This is a genomic window from Microbacterium proteolyticum (genome assembly GCF_029639405.1).
In the GTDB taxonomy this organism is placed as follows: domain Bacteria; phylum Actinomycetota; class Actinomycetes; order Actinomycetales; family Microbacteriaceae; genus Microbacterium.
Genome location: NZ_CP121274.1, coordinates 2,945,602 through 2,960,340, shown reverse-complemented (window position 1 = coordinate 2,960,340; position 14,739 = coordinate 2,945,602). Strand labels below are relative to the sequence as shown.

19 protein-coding genes, 1 tRNA gene and 1 other RNA gene are annotated in these 14,739 nt (G+C 69.8%); 13 read left to right on the top strand and 8 right to left on the bottom strand.

Annotated features, from left to right (window positions below):
- Positions 1 to 8: 8 nt before the first annotated feature.
- From P8R59_RS14830 to P8R59_RS14810, 5 genes are all read right to left on the bottom strand, one after another.
- Entirely contained in the window at positions 9 to 326 is a 318-nt protein-coding gene (locus P8R59_RS14830; protein WP_278101688.1) for a hypothetical protein, read from the bottom strand.
- A 48-nt stretch (positions 327 to 374) separates the two neighbouring features.
- Positions 375 to 447, bottom strand: a tRNA-Val gene (locus tag P8R59_RS14825).
- 37 nt (positions 448 to 484) lie between these two features.
- Positions 485 to 1,759 (bottom strand): hypothetical protein, encoded by a 1,275-nt coding sequence (locus P8R59_RS14820; protein WP_278101687.1) that lies wholly within the window; start codon positions 1,757 to 1,759, stop codon positions 485 to 487.
- Positions 1,756 to 2,085: a hypothetical protein gene (locus tag P8R59_RS14815; protein WP_278101686.1), complete on the bottom strand. Its 330-nt coding sequence runs from the start codon at positions 2,083 to 2,085 to the stop codon at positions 1,756 to 1,758. The genes P8R59_RS14820 and P8R59_RS14815 overlap by 4 nt, the downstream gene beginning before the upstream one ends.
- Positions 2,082 to 2,225 (bottom strand): hypothetical protein, encoded by a 144-nt coding sequence (locus P8R59_RS14810; protein ID WP_160897387.1) that lies wholly within the window; start codon positions 2,223 to 2,225, stop codon positions 2,082 to 2,084. Before P8R59_RS14810 ends, P8R59_RS14815 begins: the two co-directional genes overlap by 4 nt.
- A gap of 89 nt (positions 2,226 to 2,314) precedes the next feature.
- Here P8R59_RS14810 and P8R59_RS14805 point away from each other — a divergent pair, with 89 nt between their 5' ends.
- From P8R59_RS14805 to rnpB, 3 genes are all read left to right on the top strand, one after another.
- Positions 2,315 to 3,043, top strand: coding sequence for a zinc ribbon domain-containing protein (locus tag P8R59_RS14805; protein WP_278101685.1), 729 nt, complete (start codon positions 2,315 to 2,317; stop codon positions 3,041 to 3,043).
- Positions 3,044 to 3,049: 6 nt separating this feature from the next.
- Positions 3,050 to 4,759 carry a bifunctional 3'-5' exonuclease/DNA polymerase gene (locus tag P8R59_RS14800; protein ID WP_278103838.1) on the top strand — a complete coding sequence of 570 codons (1,710 nt, stop codon included), beginning with the start codon at positions 3,050 to 3,052 and terminating at the stop codon, positions 4,757 to 4,759.
- 28 nt (positions 4,760 to 4,787) lie between these two features.
- An RNA gene (rnpB, locus tag P8R59_RS14795) (RNase P RNA component class A) lies at positions 4,788 to 5,152 on the top strand.
- A 24-nt stretch (positions 5,153 to 5,176) separates the two neighbouring features.
- Here the strand turns inward: rnpB and P8R59_RS14790 are convergent.
- Positions 5,177 to 6,367, bottom strand: coding sequence for a tyrosine-type recombinase/integrase (locus P8R59_RS14790; RefSeq protein ID WP_278101684.1), 1,191 nt, complete (start codon positions 6,365 to 6,367; stop codon positions 5,177 to 5,179).
- A gap of 10 nt (positions 6,368 to 6,377) precedes the next feature.
- Positions 6,378 to 7,034 (bottom strand): helix-turn-helix domain-containing protein, encoded by a 657-nt coding sequence (locus tag P8R59_RS14785; protein WP_278101683.1) that lies wholly within the window; start codon positions 7,032 to 7,034, stop codon positions 6,378 to 6,380.
- A 94-nt stretch (positions 7,035 to 7,128) separates the two neighbouring features.
- Here P8R59_RS14785 and P8R59_RS14780 point away from each other — a divergent pair, with 94 nt between their 5' ends.
- The 4 genes from P8R59_RS14780 (at position 7,129) to P8R59_RS14765 (ending at position 8,925) form a co-directional block, all read left to right on the top strand.
- Positions 7,129 to 7,311 (top strand): helix-turn-helix transcriptional regulator, encoded by a 183-nt coding sequence (locus P8R59_RS14780; protein ID WP_278101682.1) that lies wholly within the window; start codon positions 7,129 to 7,131, stop codon positions 7,309 to 7,311.
- Complete coding sequence (locus P8R59_RS14775) at positions 7,308 to 7,937, top strand: hypothetical protein (RefSeq protein WP_278101681.1); 630 nt, start codon at positions 7,308 to 7,310, stop codon at positions 7,935 to 7,937. The genes P8R59_RS14780 and P8R59_RS14775 overlap by 4 nt, the downstream gene beginning before the upstream one ends.
- Positions 7,937 to 8,314: a hypothetical protein gene (locus tag P8R59_RS14770; RefSeq protein WP_278101680.1), complete on the top strand. Its 378-nt coding sequence runs from the start codon at positions 7,937 to 7,939 to the stop codon at positions 8,312 to 8,314. The genes P8R59_RS14775 and P8R59_RS14770 overlap by 1 nt, the downstream gene beginning before the upstream one ends.
- A gap of 314 nt (positions 8,315 to 8,628) precedes the next feature.
- Entirely contained in the window at positions 8,629 to 8,925 is a 297-nt protein-coding gene (locus P8R59_RS14765; protein WP_278101679.1) for a helix-turn-helix domain-containing protein, read from the top strand.
- A gap of 405 nt (positions 8,926 to 9,330) precedes the next feature.
- Here the strand turns inward: P8R59_RS14765 and P8R59_RS14760 are convergent, their stop codons facing one another.
- Positions 9,331 to 9,582: a hypothetical protein gene (locus P8R59_RS14760; RefSeq protein WP_278101678.1), complete on the bottom strand. Its 252-nt coding sequence runs from the start codon at positions 9,580 to 9,582 to the stop codon at positions 9,331 to 9,333.
- 32 nt (positions 9,583 to 9,614) lie between these two features.
- On the opposite strand from P8R59_RS14760, the gene P8R59_RS14755 reads away from it, so the two are divergent.
- The 6 genes from P8R59_RS14755 to P8R59_RS14730 all read left to right on the top strand — a co-directional run bounded on the left by P8R59_RS14755 (position 9,615) and on the right by P8R59_RS14730 (position 14,546).
- Positions 9,615 to 9,890, top strand: a complete 276-nt coding sequence (locus P8R59_RS14755; protein WP_278101677.1) for a hypothetical protein — start codon at positions 9,615 to 9,617, stop codon at positions 9,888 to 9,890.
- Positions 9,887 to 10,075: a hypothetical protein gene (locus P8R59_RS14750; protein WP_278101676.1), complete on the top strand. Its 189-nt coding sequence runs from the start codon at positions 9,887 to 9,889 to the stop codon at positions 10,073 to 10,075. Before P8R59_RS14755 ends, P8R59_RS14750 begins: the two co-directional genes overlap by 4 nt.
- Entirely contained in the window at positions 10,072 to 10,809 is a 738-nt protein-coding gene (locus P8R59_RS14745; protein ID WP_278101675.1) for a hypothetical protein, read from the top strand. The genes P8R59_RS14750 and P8R59_RS14745 overlap by 4 nt, the downstream gene beginning before the upstream one ends.
- The gene (locus P8R59_RS14740) at positions 10,809 to 11,177 is read left to right on the top strand and encodes a capsid cement protein (RefSeq protein ID WP_278101674.1); all 369 of its coding nucleotides are present in this window, start codon (positions 10,809 to 10,811) and stop codon (positions 11,175 to 11,177) included. Before P8R59_RS14745 ends, P8R59_RS14740 begins: the two co-directional genes overlap by 1 nt.
- A gap of 177 nt (positions 11,178 to 11,354) precedes the next feature.
- A complete protein-coding gene (locus P8R59_RS14735; protein ID WP_278101673.1) occupies positions 11,355 to 14,276 on the top strand; it encodes a phage tail tape measure protein in 2,922 nt (973 codons plus the stop codon).
- An 18-nt stretch (positions 14,277 to 14,294) separates the two neighbouring features.
- Positions 14,295 to 14,546 carry a hypothetical protein gene (locus P8R59_RS14730; RefSeq protein WP_278101672.1) on the top strand — a complete coding sequence of 84 codons (252 nt, stop codon included), beginning with the start codon at positions 14,295 to 14,297 and terminating at the stop codon, positions 14,544 to 14,546.
- The last annotated feature ends 193 nt before the right edge of the window (positions 14,547 to 14,739 follow it).

The window sequence follows — 14,739 nt, the reverse complement described above, 5'->3', positions numbered from 1 at the left end:
GCGCGTTCTCACGAGCCCGGTCGCCCCTGTGTGAGGAGAAGAGCCACCAGAAGTAGCATCACGGACAGCGTGAGGAGCACCCACCGCCGCCCCAGGATGGCGAGCACGAACGAGGCGGCCGCGCCGGCCAGAATCCACCAGGCACCGGAGCTGGGCATGGGTTCGGATTCCGCGTGGAGTGCCAGACCGATCCCGGCCCGTACGATATCGCCGACGAACACCGCGGCGCCGACGACGGAACCGGCCAGCACGAACCATCCGATCACGGCGCACACCTGTCGCCAGGTGAAGCGCTCCTGAGAAGAGGTCGCTACGCGATCGGTCATGCCGCGAGTATGCCGGATAGCCGATCATCGGACGGGCATGTCTGGGGGTGGGCCCTGCCGGGATCGAACCGACGACATCCACGGTGTAAACGTGGCGCTCTACCAGCTGAGCTAAAGGCCCTGGATGCCTCGAGTCTAGCCCGAGACGGTCGGCGCCCTCAGGCGCGGGCGCGCGAGACCGACGCCGCCAGCGCGTCGAACACGGCGGCCGTCGGCTCGGCACGAAGGGGATGGATGCCGTCGACCGGCGGTCCGAGGTGCAGCCAGCCCCGCGAGGGGGAGACCGCGTCGGCGAGCTGGCCGTCCTCGCTGCGGAAGAGCACCTCGGTCCACGGCTCGACGGCCGGGTCGGCGGCGGCCACGTGCGCGGCGAGGTCAGCGACCGTGATCTGCTCGTCCTCCTCGCTCACCGGCCAGCCCGGGGTGAGCCCGAGCCACGCCGAGACGAAGGTGGGAACGTGATCCGGGTCGAGAACGACCGCGTGGCGCGCAGCGCCGTCCGTCGCCGACGCCTCGGTGAGGGGAGGATCGTGCAGGACGAGCACTCCGCGCGGACCCGCGTAGGCGACCAGCACTGCGGCCCGATCGGCTCGCCGTGTCTGGACAATCACGACGGGCCGGTTCGCCGCAAGAGCCGTGCCCGCGGCCCCGCCTTCGCGCGTCAGTCGACATTCGCCGTCGATCCAGCCGGCATTCTGCAGCTCCCGCGCCCGAGAGGTACCGCGGTCGGCGCGGGCCAGGATGCCGTAGGCCGCGCCTATGCGCGCCTTCGTCGCTCCGGTGAGGAGCGCCTGCAGGGCCTCGGTCGAGACGGGCGGGGCCGCCGAGAGGAACGTAGGGGCAGGGATCCCGTCGAGCGACTCGAGGGGGTGACCCGCCCGGGCGGACAGTGCCGCATCGAGCGGCGCGTCGCCCGTCGCGCCGGCCGCCTCGGCGACGTCCGCCGGGTCGGCCGTCAGCGTCAGCTGAGCGGCGATGCCGTCGAACACCGGCGAGTACCCCGTCCACTGCGAAGGGGAGCAGCTCGCCGACAGGTGGAGGTGGTGCGTGCCGGTGGCCCACACCCACTCAGCGACGCCCACGTCCTGACCGTTCTCCGCGCGGTACACGAAGATGATGCGCCGTCCGCGCGGCGCGGAGTCGTCGAGAGTCGGATGCCACAGGTCGACCGCGAGCACGTACGCCCCGGGGTGCCGGGCCCGGGCGGCATGGAACGCGGCCGTCGAGGCATCCATCAAGGGAGCCGTGTCGGCGACCGAGGTCAGCACGAGGGTGGGGATGAAGCCCTCGGGGCTGTCGATCGGCGTGAGGACGAGGTCGGCACCGTCGATCTGCGACGTCTCGAGCCAGTTCGGATAGGTGACGGTCGCGTGCGGCGTCTTCGCGATGAGGATCGCGGGTTCGGGGGCGACCCGGCCGGTGAAGAACTTCATGCCCGTCCGCTCGGTCGAGCGTCGTCGCCACGCAGGACGCGGAACCACGCGGGCAGGAGGAACCTGGGCAGCCAGAAGAGCCCGACCGCTCCCACGGCCAGGAGGACCGCGGCCACACCGATCAGGACGAAGAAGGCGGGACGCGAGGCGGACTCGACCAGCAGGGCCACGGCCCCCACGAGGAGGGCGAGCCCGATCCACAGCCACGCGAAGCCGATGGTCGCGCCGAACCCCCGACGGACGCGGATCCAGCCCTTCCAGGTGCCGGTGTAGGCGACGATCCCGCCGGCGAGGAAGAGGATGCCGCCGAGCAGCCCGGCGGTCACCGGACGACTCCCACCGGCTGCTCGACCGTACCCAGCGGGCAGCGGGCCATGATCGCGGTGTTCTCGTCGCGCACGGCATCCATCTCGTCGACGGGAGGGCGGATACCGCGCGCATGAGCGTGATCGATGCTCCAGGTCATCGGATGGCATCCATTCATCGGTGGGGGGTCCGTGGCCCCAGGCTAATCGAGGTCCCGGCGTGTCGGACGGCCGGGGTAGCGTGGAGTCCGTGAACGCCGACCCCGCAGACCAGCGCAAACTGCTCGATCTCGCCGACCTCGACGCGCGGATCCTGCGCGACGAGCACGTCAAGGGCAACCCGCCGCAGGCCGCGAAGGTGCGCGAGCTCCTCGCGCAGCGCTCGACGCTCTCGCAAGAACTGGGCGATCGCGCGAACGTCCGCGACGATCTGCGGGCCGAACTGGCCCGGGTCGAGTCCGACGTCGCGGTCGTGGACGCGCGTGTGAAGCGCGACGCCGAGCGGCTCGCCGCCGCCACCAACGCCAAGCAGGCGCAGGGCTTCGAGGCCGAGCTGGCTTCGCTCGCCCGGCGCAAGAGCGACCTCGAAGACGCCGAGATCGCGCTGATGGAGCAGCTCGAAGCCGCCGACGCCGCCGTCGCCGAGCAAGAGGCCCTGATCGCCGAGACCAACGCGCAGGGCGCGGAGCTCAGCGCCGAGGCCAAGCGCGTCGTCGCCGAGGCCACCGACCGTCTCGAGGCTGCGCGCCGCGACCGCGATGCGGTCGCCGGAGCCATCCCCGCCGACCTCCTCGCTCTGTACGAGCGTCTCGCCGCGCGCGGCACGGGCGCCGGGCTCCTCCGCGCGGGCGCGTGCGAGGCCTGCCGCATGGTGCTGCCGCCGAGCGACATCGCCGTGGTCCGCCGCGCGCAGACCGACGAGGTCGTGTTCTGCCCCGAGTGCGGCGCGATCCTCGTCCGCACCGAAGAATCACGGTGACCCGCCCTGGCGTCCTCGGCTGAGGTCGTCGTCGGGCGCACGGCATCCGGCACCATTTCGCTGACCGACCTGGATGCCGACGGCTCCGTCGTCCGCTCGCTCGCGGTCACGCGCGACGAGCTGCCCGCCGCGATCCGCGACCGCGAGACGGCCGGTGACGTGCGGTGGGTGTGGGGCGACACCCCCACCTGGTACGGCCCGGTGCTCGCGTCCGGGATCCGGGTCGCCCGGGCCTGGGATCTGCGGCTCGTCCATGCCGTCCTCCGCGACGCCGAGGCCGTCGTCGACGATTTCGGCCTCCGCTCGCATCGGGAGTGGGATGCCGCCGCCCCCACGTCCGACGACACCGACACGCTCTTCTCGCTCGGTGGCGCCAGCAGCGGTCCGCCCGACGACGTCGAGTCGGCCGCCGCCGAGTATCGCCGGCAGCGCGCCGCGATCTCCACCGCGACGAAACCGGGGGCGCTCCGCCTGCTCGCCGCCGCGGAATCGGCGGGTGCACTGATCGCTGCGGAGTTGCACGCCGCGGGCCTGCCGTGGAGTGTCGACGCGCACGAGCGTCTGCTCGCGGAGCAGCTCGGCACTCGTGTCGGCGGCGGGCTCCCGACACGGATCGAGCAGGCTGCGGCCGCCGTCCGTGATGCGCTCGGCGACCCGACGGTCTCGCTGGACTCGCAACCCCGCCTGCTGCGCGCGCTGCATCGCGCGGGACTCCTCGTGGAGTCGACCAATCGCTGGGAGCTCGCCGAGCACGACCACCCCGTCGTTGCCCCGCTCATCGGCTACAAGAAGCTCATGCGCCTCTACACCGCCAACGGCTGGGCGTGGATGGCCGAGTGGGTGCGCGACTCCCGTTTCCGCCCGGTGTACGTGCCCGCCGGCGTCGTGACGGGTCGCTGGGCATCGTCGGGTGGGGGAGCGCTGCAGATCCCGCGGCAGCTGCGTACGGCCGTCCGCGCCGACCCGGGCTGGACCCTCGTCACCGCCGACGTCGCGCAGCTCGAACCGCGCGTGCTCGCGGCGATGGCCCGCGACACGGCATTGGCCGAGGCGGCATCCGGTCGCGATCTCTACGCCGGAATCGTGGATGCCGGAGCCGTCGGCACCCGCGCAGACGCCAAGATTGCGATGCTCGGCGCGATGTACGGGGCGACCAGCGGCGAGAGCGGGCGTCTGGTTCCGCGGCTGCGGCGCACGTTCCCGCGCGCGATGGGACTCGTCGACGACGCCGCTCGCGTCGGCGAAGAGGGCGGCCGGGTCCACACCTGGCTCGGGCGGACCTCACCGCCCGCCGGCGACCTGTGGCGGGCGGTGCAGTCGCAGGCCAGCGACGCGGAGGCATCCGGTGTCGACGAGACCCGAGCCCGCCGGGCCGCGCGCGACCGCGGTCGCTTCACCCGCAACTTCGTCGTGCAGGGGACCGCCGCCGAATGGGCCCTGGCGTGGCTCGCCGATCTGCGCACGCGTCTGTCCGCCCTCGACCCCGTGGATGCCACGCGCTCCGCGCCCGCGTCCGGCCCGGCGTTCGCGCGGGTGCCGCACCTCGCGTTCTACCTGCACGACGAGATCGTCGTGCACACCCCGGTCGAACACGCGGATGCCGTTGCGGATGCGGTGCGGGGGTCCGCGGCATCCGCGGGTCGATTGCTGTTCGGGACGTTCCCGATCGACTTCCCCCTCGACCTGCGCATCGGCGAGACGGCCGAGAAGGGCTGAGCCGCCCGCGTAGACTCGACGGTGCGAATGGGTCGGCTGGACGGTCGCGTCACGGGTTCGCCCGTGCCGAGGAACGTCCGGGCTCCACAGGGCAGGACGGTGGGTAACGCCCACCCGGAGCAATCCGCGAGACAGTGCCACAGAGAGCAGACCGCCCGCGCTTCACCGCGCGGGTAAGGGTGAAAGGGTGGTGTAAGAGACCACCGGGGTCGTGGTGACACGACCCGCGAGGTAAACCTCGTCCGGAGCAAGGCCAGACAGGGGATGACGACGCGGCTCGCCGAGTCCCCGGGTAGGCCGCTGGAGCGGCACGGCAACGTGTCGCCGAGAGAGATGACCGTCCACGGGGCTCACGCCCCCGGACAGAACCCGGCGTACAGGCCGGCCCATTCGCACTCTCGCCCGTGACCTGGGATTTCAGCCGATCGAGCGTCCGTCAGTCCGCGGAGAGTCCGCGCGAGCGCCGAGCACGCTATCCACGGCGTCTCGAGTCCGGTCGTCGGAGTCCGCCCACATGTGGCCGTAGGTGTCGAGAGTCTCGGTGGCGGACTTGTGCCCGAGGCGGTCCTGAACGGTCTTCACGCTCTCGCCGTAGCGGATGAGCAGGCTCGCGTAGTAGTGCCGGAGCGCGTGCATCCCGGTGCCCGTTGCCTCGTTGAGCCCGGCCGCTCGAGCTGCAGGCCGCCAGAGGTGGCCGAAGCGCTGCCGCGTGATGCCCTTGCCGTCGATCGTGAACAGGAGATCGCTGTCGCCCACGTCGCGCTGCGCGAGGTGATCGTTCAGCGCGGCCACGACGACGCGGGGGAGCGGGATGGTTCGGTAGGAGGCCCTGGTCTTGAGCGGCCCGAAGGTGGTCGATCCTCCCGGTTTCGTCACGAGCTGCCGGTCGACGGTGACCGCCGGATCCCTGCCGAGGAGCCGGAGGCGGTCGCGGGTGAGCCCGAGGACCTCACCCTGTCGCATTCCGGTGCCCGCGGCGAGGATTACGAGCGCGCGTAGACCCGCTGGGACGGTGTCGGCGAGTGTGTCTACCTGGGCGGTCGTGAGGGGCTGCACGCGGGTCTTCACGACCTCGGGAAGAGCAATGTCGCGGCAGGGTGTCTCCGCGAGCTTCCGATCGTGCACGGCGGCACGGAACACGGATGCCGCGACGGTGTAGATCACACCGACCGTCGCCGGGGCGAGAGCATCACGGCCACCCTCAACGGGAAGCGTGAGGCCCTTCACCCACGCCTGCACGTGGCTGGTCAGGATCGAGCCGAGGGGGACGTCTCCCCACACGGGGTAGGCGTGCCGCTCGAGGTGGTTCCGGTAGAGGGCGGCGGTCGCTTCCCGGTGAACCTGAGCGGCGAGCCATGTCTCGGCGTACTCGCGGAACGTCAGCCGCGAGGCGCGTGGGTCGACGTAGGTGCCGGTGAGGACGGATGCGCTGACCTCGGCGAGCCACCGCTCCGCGTCGCGCTTCCGCTCGAAGTGGCGTGCGTGCTCGCGGCCGGCGGCGTCGTGGTAGCGGGCCCTCCACCGCTTCCCCGTTCCCCACCGCGCGCTGCGGATCGTGGCGCCCTCGGCATCCCGAACGTGCCAACGATCCTCGACGTAGCTACGCACGGTGGATCAGTTACTCGGCGGCGCGTGGCTTACGCGTCACGAGACCGGGAAGGCCCGAGGTGTCCTCGAGGTCGATCGGTGCGGTGACAATCGTCTGGGCCAACTCCCTTAGCACACGCTTGATCGCGTGTGCCCGTTCATTGTCGGTGGAGACGACGCGGCGGTGTGGCGATCCGGCGAGTGAGTCGATCGTCCATGAAGCCCAGCCCTCCCAATCGAAGCGCCCGCTCGGACTCTCGTCACGAAACACCTGTCGCGCGAGCTCTGGTTGCGCCTCAACCAGCCTGGCGAAGTACTCGAGATAGCCGGCGGCACCGGCGAGCTTGTACATCGCGTCATCGAGCTGCTTCACGACGTTCTGTCGCGCGCGGGCGAGCTGCATCACCTCAGGTGCGGGCGGCACTAGGTCGGTGAGGGGAACGCTGAGGATATCCGCCAGCGCGACCGCCTCCTCCAGCTTCGGCGATCGCTTCCCCTGCTCCAGCCGAGACAGCGCTGCCGAGTCGAGGGTTACTCCCTTCGCGGCCAGTGCCTCGGAGACCCGACGCTGGCTCATGTCGGCGCGCTCCCGTGCACGCGCGATGTGTTGCCCGAACTCGAAATCGAAGGAGTTCGGCGCGAACGCCGCCGCGGAGCTGCTGCCGAGGTCATCACCCTGTGCTGTCACGATCTCATCGTATGTGCTTGACAACAGCAGTCGCTACCAGCATGCTTATGTCCATTCCGCACCGCAGTGCGATTTCGACAACGAAAGGCATCCCATGGAAGACCGAATCCTGTTCGTCAACGAGGTGGCCGAGCGGCTCCGTCGATCGCCGGGCCAGCTCCGCTACATGATCACGGAGGGCACGGCGCCGAAGCACGCGAAGATCGCGGGTCGCATCTGCTTCCGCGAGTCCGACGTGAACGCGTACATCGCCGCAGCGTTCGAGGGTGCGAAATGAGCGCGCCGGTGCGGCACAAGGTCGTGACGTACGAGTCGGGCGGTGGGTTCGCCGCCCGCTGCACGTGCGGTGACGTGACGTTCGGCGGCTACGGATCCAGAACCGAGGCGCGAGCGGCTCTCACGCACGAGAAAGCCCCCAAAGCCGGCCAGGGCTTCGAGGGCAGCGACCAGATTCCCACCATCGAAAGACAGGACCAGATCGTGAACATCATCCCCGATACGGACGCGGCGCGCCAGGCTGTGAGCGAGTGGGCTGCGGAGTACGTGGCCATCGCGGCGCAGCAGGAGACGCGGAACTTCGTGAACCCCCCCGAGTGGCCGGCGGCTGCCACGCCGTCGTGGGTGTCGGAGGTCGAGGTCGGCGCGGAGGTGTCCGGTGAGGTGTTGATCCTGTTCGCCCACGAGGTCGGCGAGGTCGCGATCACGTCGTCGGTGGGCGTCATCGTGAAGGAAGGCCCTGCCCACCCTGACAAGGTTGTGGGGGACATTCTGCCGGAGCCGAGCGGTGTCACGCTCCGTCTCGTCGGTGAGCATGAGGAGCTGCGGTCGACGGCCGCGATGCGCCTGTTCGACAGCCTGGCGACGGCGATCGTGCTGCTCCGCAAGATCGAGGCGGCGGCCTGATGCCCGGCCCCGGTTTCACGGTCGGCCCTGACGTCGACGAACCGATCCGCATCGTGGACAGCCTCTACAAGGGCTGGCTGCTGCGGGCGCACTACCGGATCGAGCGGGTGACCGGCCGACCGGGCGTGTACGTGGTGCGGCACTTCGCCGCGGCGTCCGACGACGATCGTGCACGCGCGGTCGCCGACGTCGGGAGCCTGGACCTCGACTACGGGTTCCGGCTCTGGCACAAGTACGACGTGGTGAATCGGGTCCGCTGGTCCGAGGATCGGCGCCGGTGGGTGGAGTACGTCGACATGGGCACTCGGGTTGAGGATCCGCTGGTGCAGCTCGAGCTGGAGATGATGATCGACCTGCAGTCGGAGGTGACGCTCTGATGCCCGCTCCGAAGCCGGAGACGCAGAAGCAGGCGGAGAAGTGGCAGGCGGTGTGCCGTCTGGCGGAGAAGGCGGGGCTGTGCCCGCGTTGTGCGGCGCAGCTCGCGTGGGGAGCGCAGGAGGGATCGGGCGGGTTCTCGTCGATTCACCCGCCGTGCGCGCCGTGCACGATCGTGATGCTCGAATGGCCTGTCGTTCGCGCGAATGGGTGGCGCACCCCGAGCGGGAGACTGTCCGACGCCGTGACGTGGTCCGAGGGGTTGCCCGTGAGGCGCACAGCGACGCCCGCGGCCACATCTGGGGGTGTGTGAGGTGTGGCACGGATCTCCCTCCGCTGGTTTCTGCGGAGCCGGCGGCTCACCACTCTCGGACTCACGACCGGCCAGGCGCTCGTCCTCATCGTCCTCGTCGACCATGCCGACGCAGCGGGACTCACCTTCCCCGGGCAGCAGACGATCGCCGAAGAATCGGGCATGCAGCGATCGGGTGTCCGGAAGGCGCTCACCGCACTCGTCGACCGTGGCGTCATCGAGGTCGTGGACCCTGGCGGTCCGAAGAAATCAGCCCGGTATCGGATCTCGTCCGCGGTCGGCCTATGGGCCACTGGGTAGCCCATACGGCGGTGACGGTTATGGGCCACTGGGTATGCAGTATCGCCCGGACCGTCATGGGCTACCCAGTGGCCACGAAGTAAGAACTACTCACGTTGGCCGCTCTGCCGCACCGTGGCGCGCCCTCCCGGGCGCTACCCGCTCGCTTGTGTGTTCTCGGATGGATTCGAGAAGCACATCGACGATCGGCCGGCTTGCCGGTCGATGCCCCTCCGGCGAGGAGGCTCAACGCGAGGTCACGCTGGGAACGCGGCAGCCTCACGGCCGTCACGTTCCGGCGTGCTCCCGGTCTTGCCCGCTCCCGCGGGCGCTGGCTGATGATGGCGAGCAGGAGGGTACTCGCCCACCGAGGACCCCTGACCGTTGCCGAGGTGGTCGTGACCTGTGGGGGCTCGAGAGGCGAGTTCAGTACGCGCGGGGCGCGTCGTGAGCCGCCGGAACTTCGATCCGGAGAGGCGGCTGCAGCGTGACCTCGGCCGGGCGAAGGACGCGCTCCGGGAAGCGTTCGAGGTGATCGCCCTGCAGGCGCGGGTAATCGCGGCCGCTGGCCTCGAGGTTCCCGAGCTCGCGGAGCGTCGTCGCGCTGTGGTCGGCGCGTCGGAACCGGAGTCCACGGATCCGGGCTATCGTGACGGCATCGGTTGGAGCGGGGCTCACCGGTCATCACCTCAAGATGATCAGGAGACCTCATGACCACCAGTCCTCGTGTCACGCGGGCGGATTTCGCGGAGCGGGTCGGCCTCGCGGCTGACGCGTCCGAGGATGAGATCCTCGCCGCTGTCGACCGGAAGCTCGCCGCGAAGGCCGCAGGCTCGATCCCTCCCGGCGGCGCCTACCCGGTGTCCGATCCCGACGTGATGTCGGATGCCGAGTACGACTCCCTCACGGCCGCGTCGGCGAAGCTCCCGGCGCTGACCGGGGAGGACGCGGAGACGTGGCGTGCCCTGTTCGGTGGTGACTCTTGAGCGCCCCGTTCTTCCTCGGTCAGACCGAGTACCGGGTCGCGGCTCACTGCGCTGTCGTCCGGCTCTGCTCGGGCTCGCAGGTGAACCTCTACAAGGGGCAGGACGTGCCCGCTGACATCGTCCCGGAGCAGCTCCGGGTCCTGGTCGCGGACGGTCTCGTGGAGCCGAAGGAGGTCGTCGCTTGATCGCCACGTGGGGAGACATCAACGCGTTCTCCGCGCTCTGCGAGGTCGCCGGGCTCACCGTCCCGCCGACGATCGTTGAGGCGCAGCGTCTCCGCGAAGTCGCGATCGGGCACGCGGCGGAGCCGCCGGCGAAGTTCCTCGGCATCGGCGACGACGAGCTCCGTGACTGGCTTGACCGAGTCACGATCCGCCGTCTCAGCTCCGGCTTCGAGCCCGCGCTCGCACCGTTCGACGCGCTCATCCTGCTGGAGGTGCAGCGGGAGATCGGCCCCGAGCTCGAGGCGCTCATCGAGCAGATGCGGGGCCGGTTCGACGAGGTCGCGAAGCCGTTCGTCGCCGCGGTCCGCAAGCACGGGTTCACCGCCCGCACCACGTCGGACGAGATGATCCGCCGCGGCGACACAGCCGCGATCACCGCATGGCGGGGCACGGAGACGTTCTACCGGCAGATCCAGCCGATCGCCGCGGTCCGGCAGCAGCTCAGCCGCGTCTTCGCCGTCAGCCCCACCGCGGCGGAGCAGGGCGTGTACAACGACGACGCTGTCGACTACTCGGTGTGCTTCGCGGAGGGCGACGGCTGGTCGGACAACGGTTCGTTCTACCTGTCCCACCACATCGGCGGGAACCTCGATTGGTTCGCTCTCGCCGCCGGCGGGCTCCGTCTCAACTCGCCCGACGACGTGCGCCGCAAGATCCGCGCACGCGCTCAGGCCAACACGGAAGGGACCGACTGATGGTCGAGTACATGCCCCTGTTCCAGCCCGGCACGCAGATCACTCGCCAGGCGTCCGCCTCCGTCACGGGCGGGCAGCTTGTGGTCGTCTCCGGCTCGGGAACGGTCGCACCGTCGAGCGGCGCCACACACGCCTGGGTCGGTGTCGCCGCAGTCGACGCGGTCAGCGGGGATGACCTGACGGTGTACCGGATGGGCGTCCAGCGTCTCACCGCGTCCGGTTCGATCACCGCCGGCCAGACCGTCGAACCCGCGGCGAACGGTGCCGTCGCCGCCCACACCAACGGCACCAACGACATCAACGTCGTCGGCCTCGCGCTCACCGATTCAGGGCCCGGTGGGCTCGTCCAGGTGAAGCTGCGGCGCTGACCATGACCACGGGACCGCAGCCCGCCCACCGAACCTCCTTCCGGCTGGGGCCTGCGATTCCCGTTTCGGATGGTGAGCATCGGACGTCCGCACCGCGGGAGTCTCACCACCCATTGAGGGGCCGACGCTGGGCGGGGTCGGCCCCTCACCCATACCTACAACGCATCGGAGGCTGACGTGGCGCTGAGAGCTGCTGAGCTGGAAATTCTCTACACGGCGAACACCGCCGGCGTGGAGCAGGGCGAGAAGAAGGTGAAGGAGTCGGCGCAGCGCGTCGAGTCGAAGCCCGTCGTCCAGAAGATCGACGGCGACGCCCGCGCGGCGCTGCAGGACATTTCCCGGGTGAAGACCCAAGCGGAGGACCTCGTCGCCGCGCACCGTGTCGTCCAGGTCGACAGCGACACGAGCGAGGCGCTCGCCGGCATGGATCGTGTGGAGGCGCAGGCGAAGCAGCTCGTCTCCGAGCGCGCGGTCCTCGCCCTGGACGCGAAGGTCGACGGCGCGGTCAAGGCCCTGGAACGGGCGAAGGCGAAGGTCGAGGATCTCTCGATCCTGGCGAACTCCGGTTTCGATGTCACCGCGGACACGAAGCGCGCGGAGGCGGCGCTGAGCCGGGCGGAGCAGCAGCTTGACCGGCTGCGCACGGCGCGCGCGAACGTCGAGGTCGAAGCGGACACGACGAAGGCGATCGCGAATCTGGGGAAGCTCGAGGACGCCGCGAAGCAGGCGGGCGAGCGTGCCGGCGGATCGGGTGGTTCGTCGTTCGTGTCGTCGCTGGACGGTGCGACCCGGGGAGCCGGTGAGAGGGTCGGTTCGCTCGTCGGCGGTGAAGTCGAGGACTCTCTCGTGTCGGCGTTGACCGCTATCCCCATCGCCGGCGGCATCGTGCTCGCCGGTGTTGCGATCGGGAAGGCGATCACCGGTGCGATCCAGGACGGCCTGCAGCAGGAGGTCGGCTTCGACCGGCTCGAGGCGCTGACGGGGATCAACCCCGGTCAGGCGATGCGGATTGGTCGCGCGGCCGGTGAGGCGTACGCGAACGTGTTCGGCGACTCGATCGAGGCGAACCTGGACACCGCCCGCCTGGCGGTGCAGTTCAATCTCATCGACCCGCGGGCGACGACATCGGCAGCGCAGAAGGTCATCGAGGGCCTCTCCGGCATTTCGGAGGTGCTCCAGGAGGACGTGGGGAAGACCGCCGAGTCGACGACGGTGCTGCTGCGGACGGGGCTCGCGAAGTCCGCGCAGGAAGCGTTCGACATCCTCGCCGCCGGCGCACGCAACGGCGTGAACCGCAGCGGCGACCTCCTCGATTCCCTCACCGAGTATCCGACGATCATGCGCGAGCTCGGGCTGTCCGGTAAGGAGTACCTCGGGCTGCTGAGCGAGGGCATGAAGGCCGGCGCCCGGAACAGCGACCTCGTCGCGGACGGGCTCAAGGAGCTGCAGCTCACGCTCCGGAACCGTGAGGGCGCCGACGCGCTCAAGCAGCTCGGACTCAACGCCGACGACACGTACAAGGCCTTCGCGGAGGGCGGGCCTGCCGCCCGTGCGGGGCTGGAGGAGATCCTCACCGGCATGCGGAACATCGAGGACCCGGTGCAGCGGAACCAGGTCGCGCTGGGCCTGTTCAAGACGAAGGCCGAAGACCTCGGGGACGCGCTCTACGCCCTCGACCTCACGAACGCTGTCGATCAGCTGGGACTCGTCGACGGCGCCGCGCAGAAGATGTTCGACACCCTGTCGAACAACGATGCAACGAAGATCGAGCAGGCAGGCCGGAACATCGAGGTCGCCGCGGACGGTATCAAGGGTGCCCTGGCTGCGGGGTTCGCGGAGCCGCTCGCAGACGTCGCCGAGTTCGTCTCGCGGAACCGTGGTCCTGTCCTGGAGTTCTTCCTCGGGCTGGCCAACGGTGCCCTCGACTTCGGCGAGAGCATGGTCGAAGGTGCCGCGACGAGCACCGAGGCGCTGGGGACGTTCGTGTCCGGGCCGCTCGCTGACGCGACGGAGGGTGTCGCCGTCCTCCTCCGGTGGCTGCAGCAGTACGACGAGGCCGATGGCGTGCAGGGCCTCGCTGACCAGATGCGCGGGTTCGACGATCAGACGCAGGTCACGGCGGACTCGATCCGCGACCTCGGCAACGGGGCGATCGAGGAGGCCCGGCAGAAGCTCAACCAGTTCGGCGAGGGCGCGGTCGCGATGGGGTTCCTGAACGATGCGTCGCTGAACCTGGCGGACGCGCTCGACAAGGTGGGTAAGTCGGCGGGCGGTTCTGTCGTTGAGCTGTCCGATGTCGAGGCGGCGAACATCGCTGGCAGCGATGCCGGGGAGGCACTGCAGGGGCAGATCCTCAACGTGGCGGCCGCGCTCGACGAGCAGCTCGGGGCGGCGGAGCGGAACAAGGCGACGCAGGCGGAGCTCACCGAGAAGTACAACACCACCCGGGACGCGCTCATCTCGCAGATCGAGCAGATGGGCATCGGGAGGGACGCGGCCGCCGCGCTCGTCGATGAGGTTCTCCGCACACCCGAGAAGGCTTCGACGGCGTTCTCATCGAATGCTCCGGAGCAGAAGCAGAAGGTGCAGGATCTCGCGACCCGGATCGAGACGCTCCCGGACGGGTCGGTCGTGATCCGAGCGAACACGGCGCCGGCGGATGAGAGCATCGGCAACCTGTTCCGGAAATGGGATGGGGCGACCGTGAACCTCCGCGCGACGGGCGACGGCCGGCTGGGTTCGGGGATCCTCGGCGCCGGGTATCACGGTGGCGTCGTCGACTTCATGGCGTCGGGTGGCATCCCCGATCTGACGCCGATGTCGAGTGTGGCGGCTGTGATCCCGGCAAACACATGGCGTGTGGTCGGTGACCGCCCGGACGTGGCGGAGGCGTTCATCCCGCTCGACGGCTCACCTCGTTCGCTCGGGATCCTCGCCGAGTCGTTCCGCCGCATGCCGGGCCTCAACGTCGACACCACCTCCGGCCGTGGCGGCAACTCGATCACCATCTCGATGCAGAACCAGTTCAAGCAGGACGACCCGATCCTCCAGGCCCGCGCGCTCGGGCGTGAACTCCGGTCCGCCCTCTCGAGCAGCTGACCCGGCACGATGGACGCCATGACCGCACCCACCTGCCCGCGCTGCGCCGGACCGCTCCACGACCCCGACATCATCGAAGACGAGGACCAGCTATCCGGTCCGTCGTACATCACCGAGGGAGACGACACGGCGTTGTGCCTCGATTGTCGGATGGACGAGCTGTACCGCCACCACCACGACGGGCGGTACATTCCACCGTCCGAGTGGCCGATGCGAGTCGGCGCGCACGACTACGTCCGCACGTCCGAAGCCGACCCCGACCGCCGCTGACCCCACCCCGTCAGAAATCCAGCCCCATACGATGAACCCGGACCACCACCGGGAGGTCTTCCTCTCCCCCCGGTGTGATGCGCGTTTTTTTACCCAGGGGGGTCGCGCGCGCGAGGGCCGGTTCTGCCGCGGAATCATGCGGGAGTCGGTGTGACGCGAACTCCCCTTGTGGGGGTCGAAACGGTACCTATTT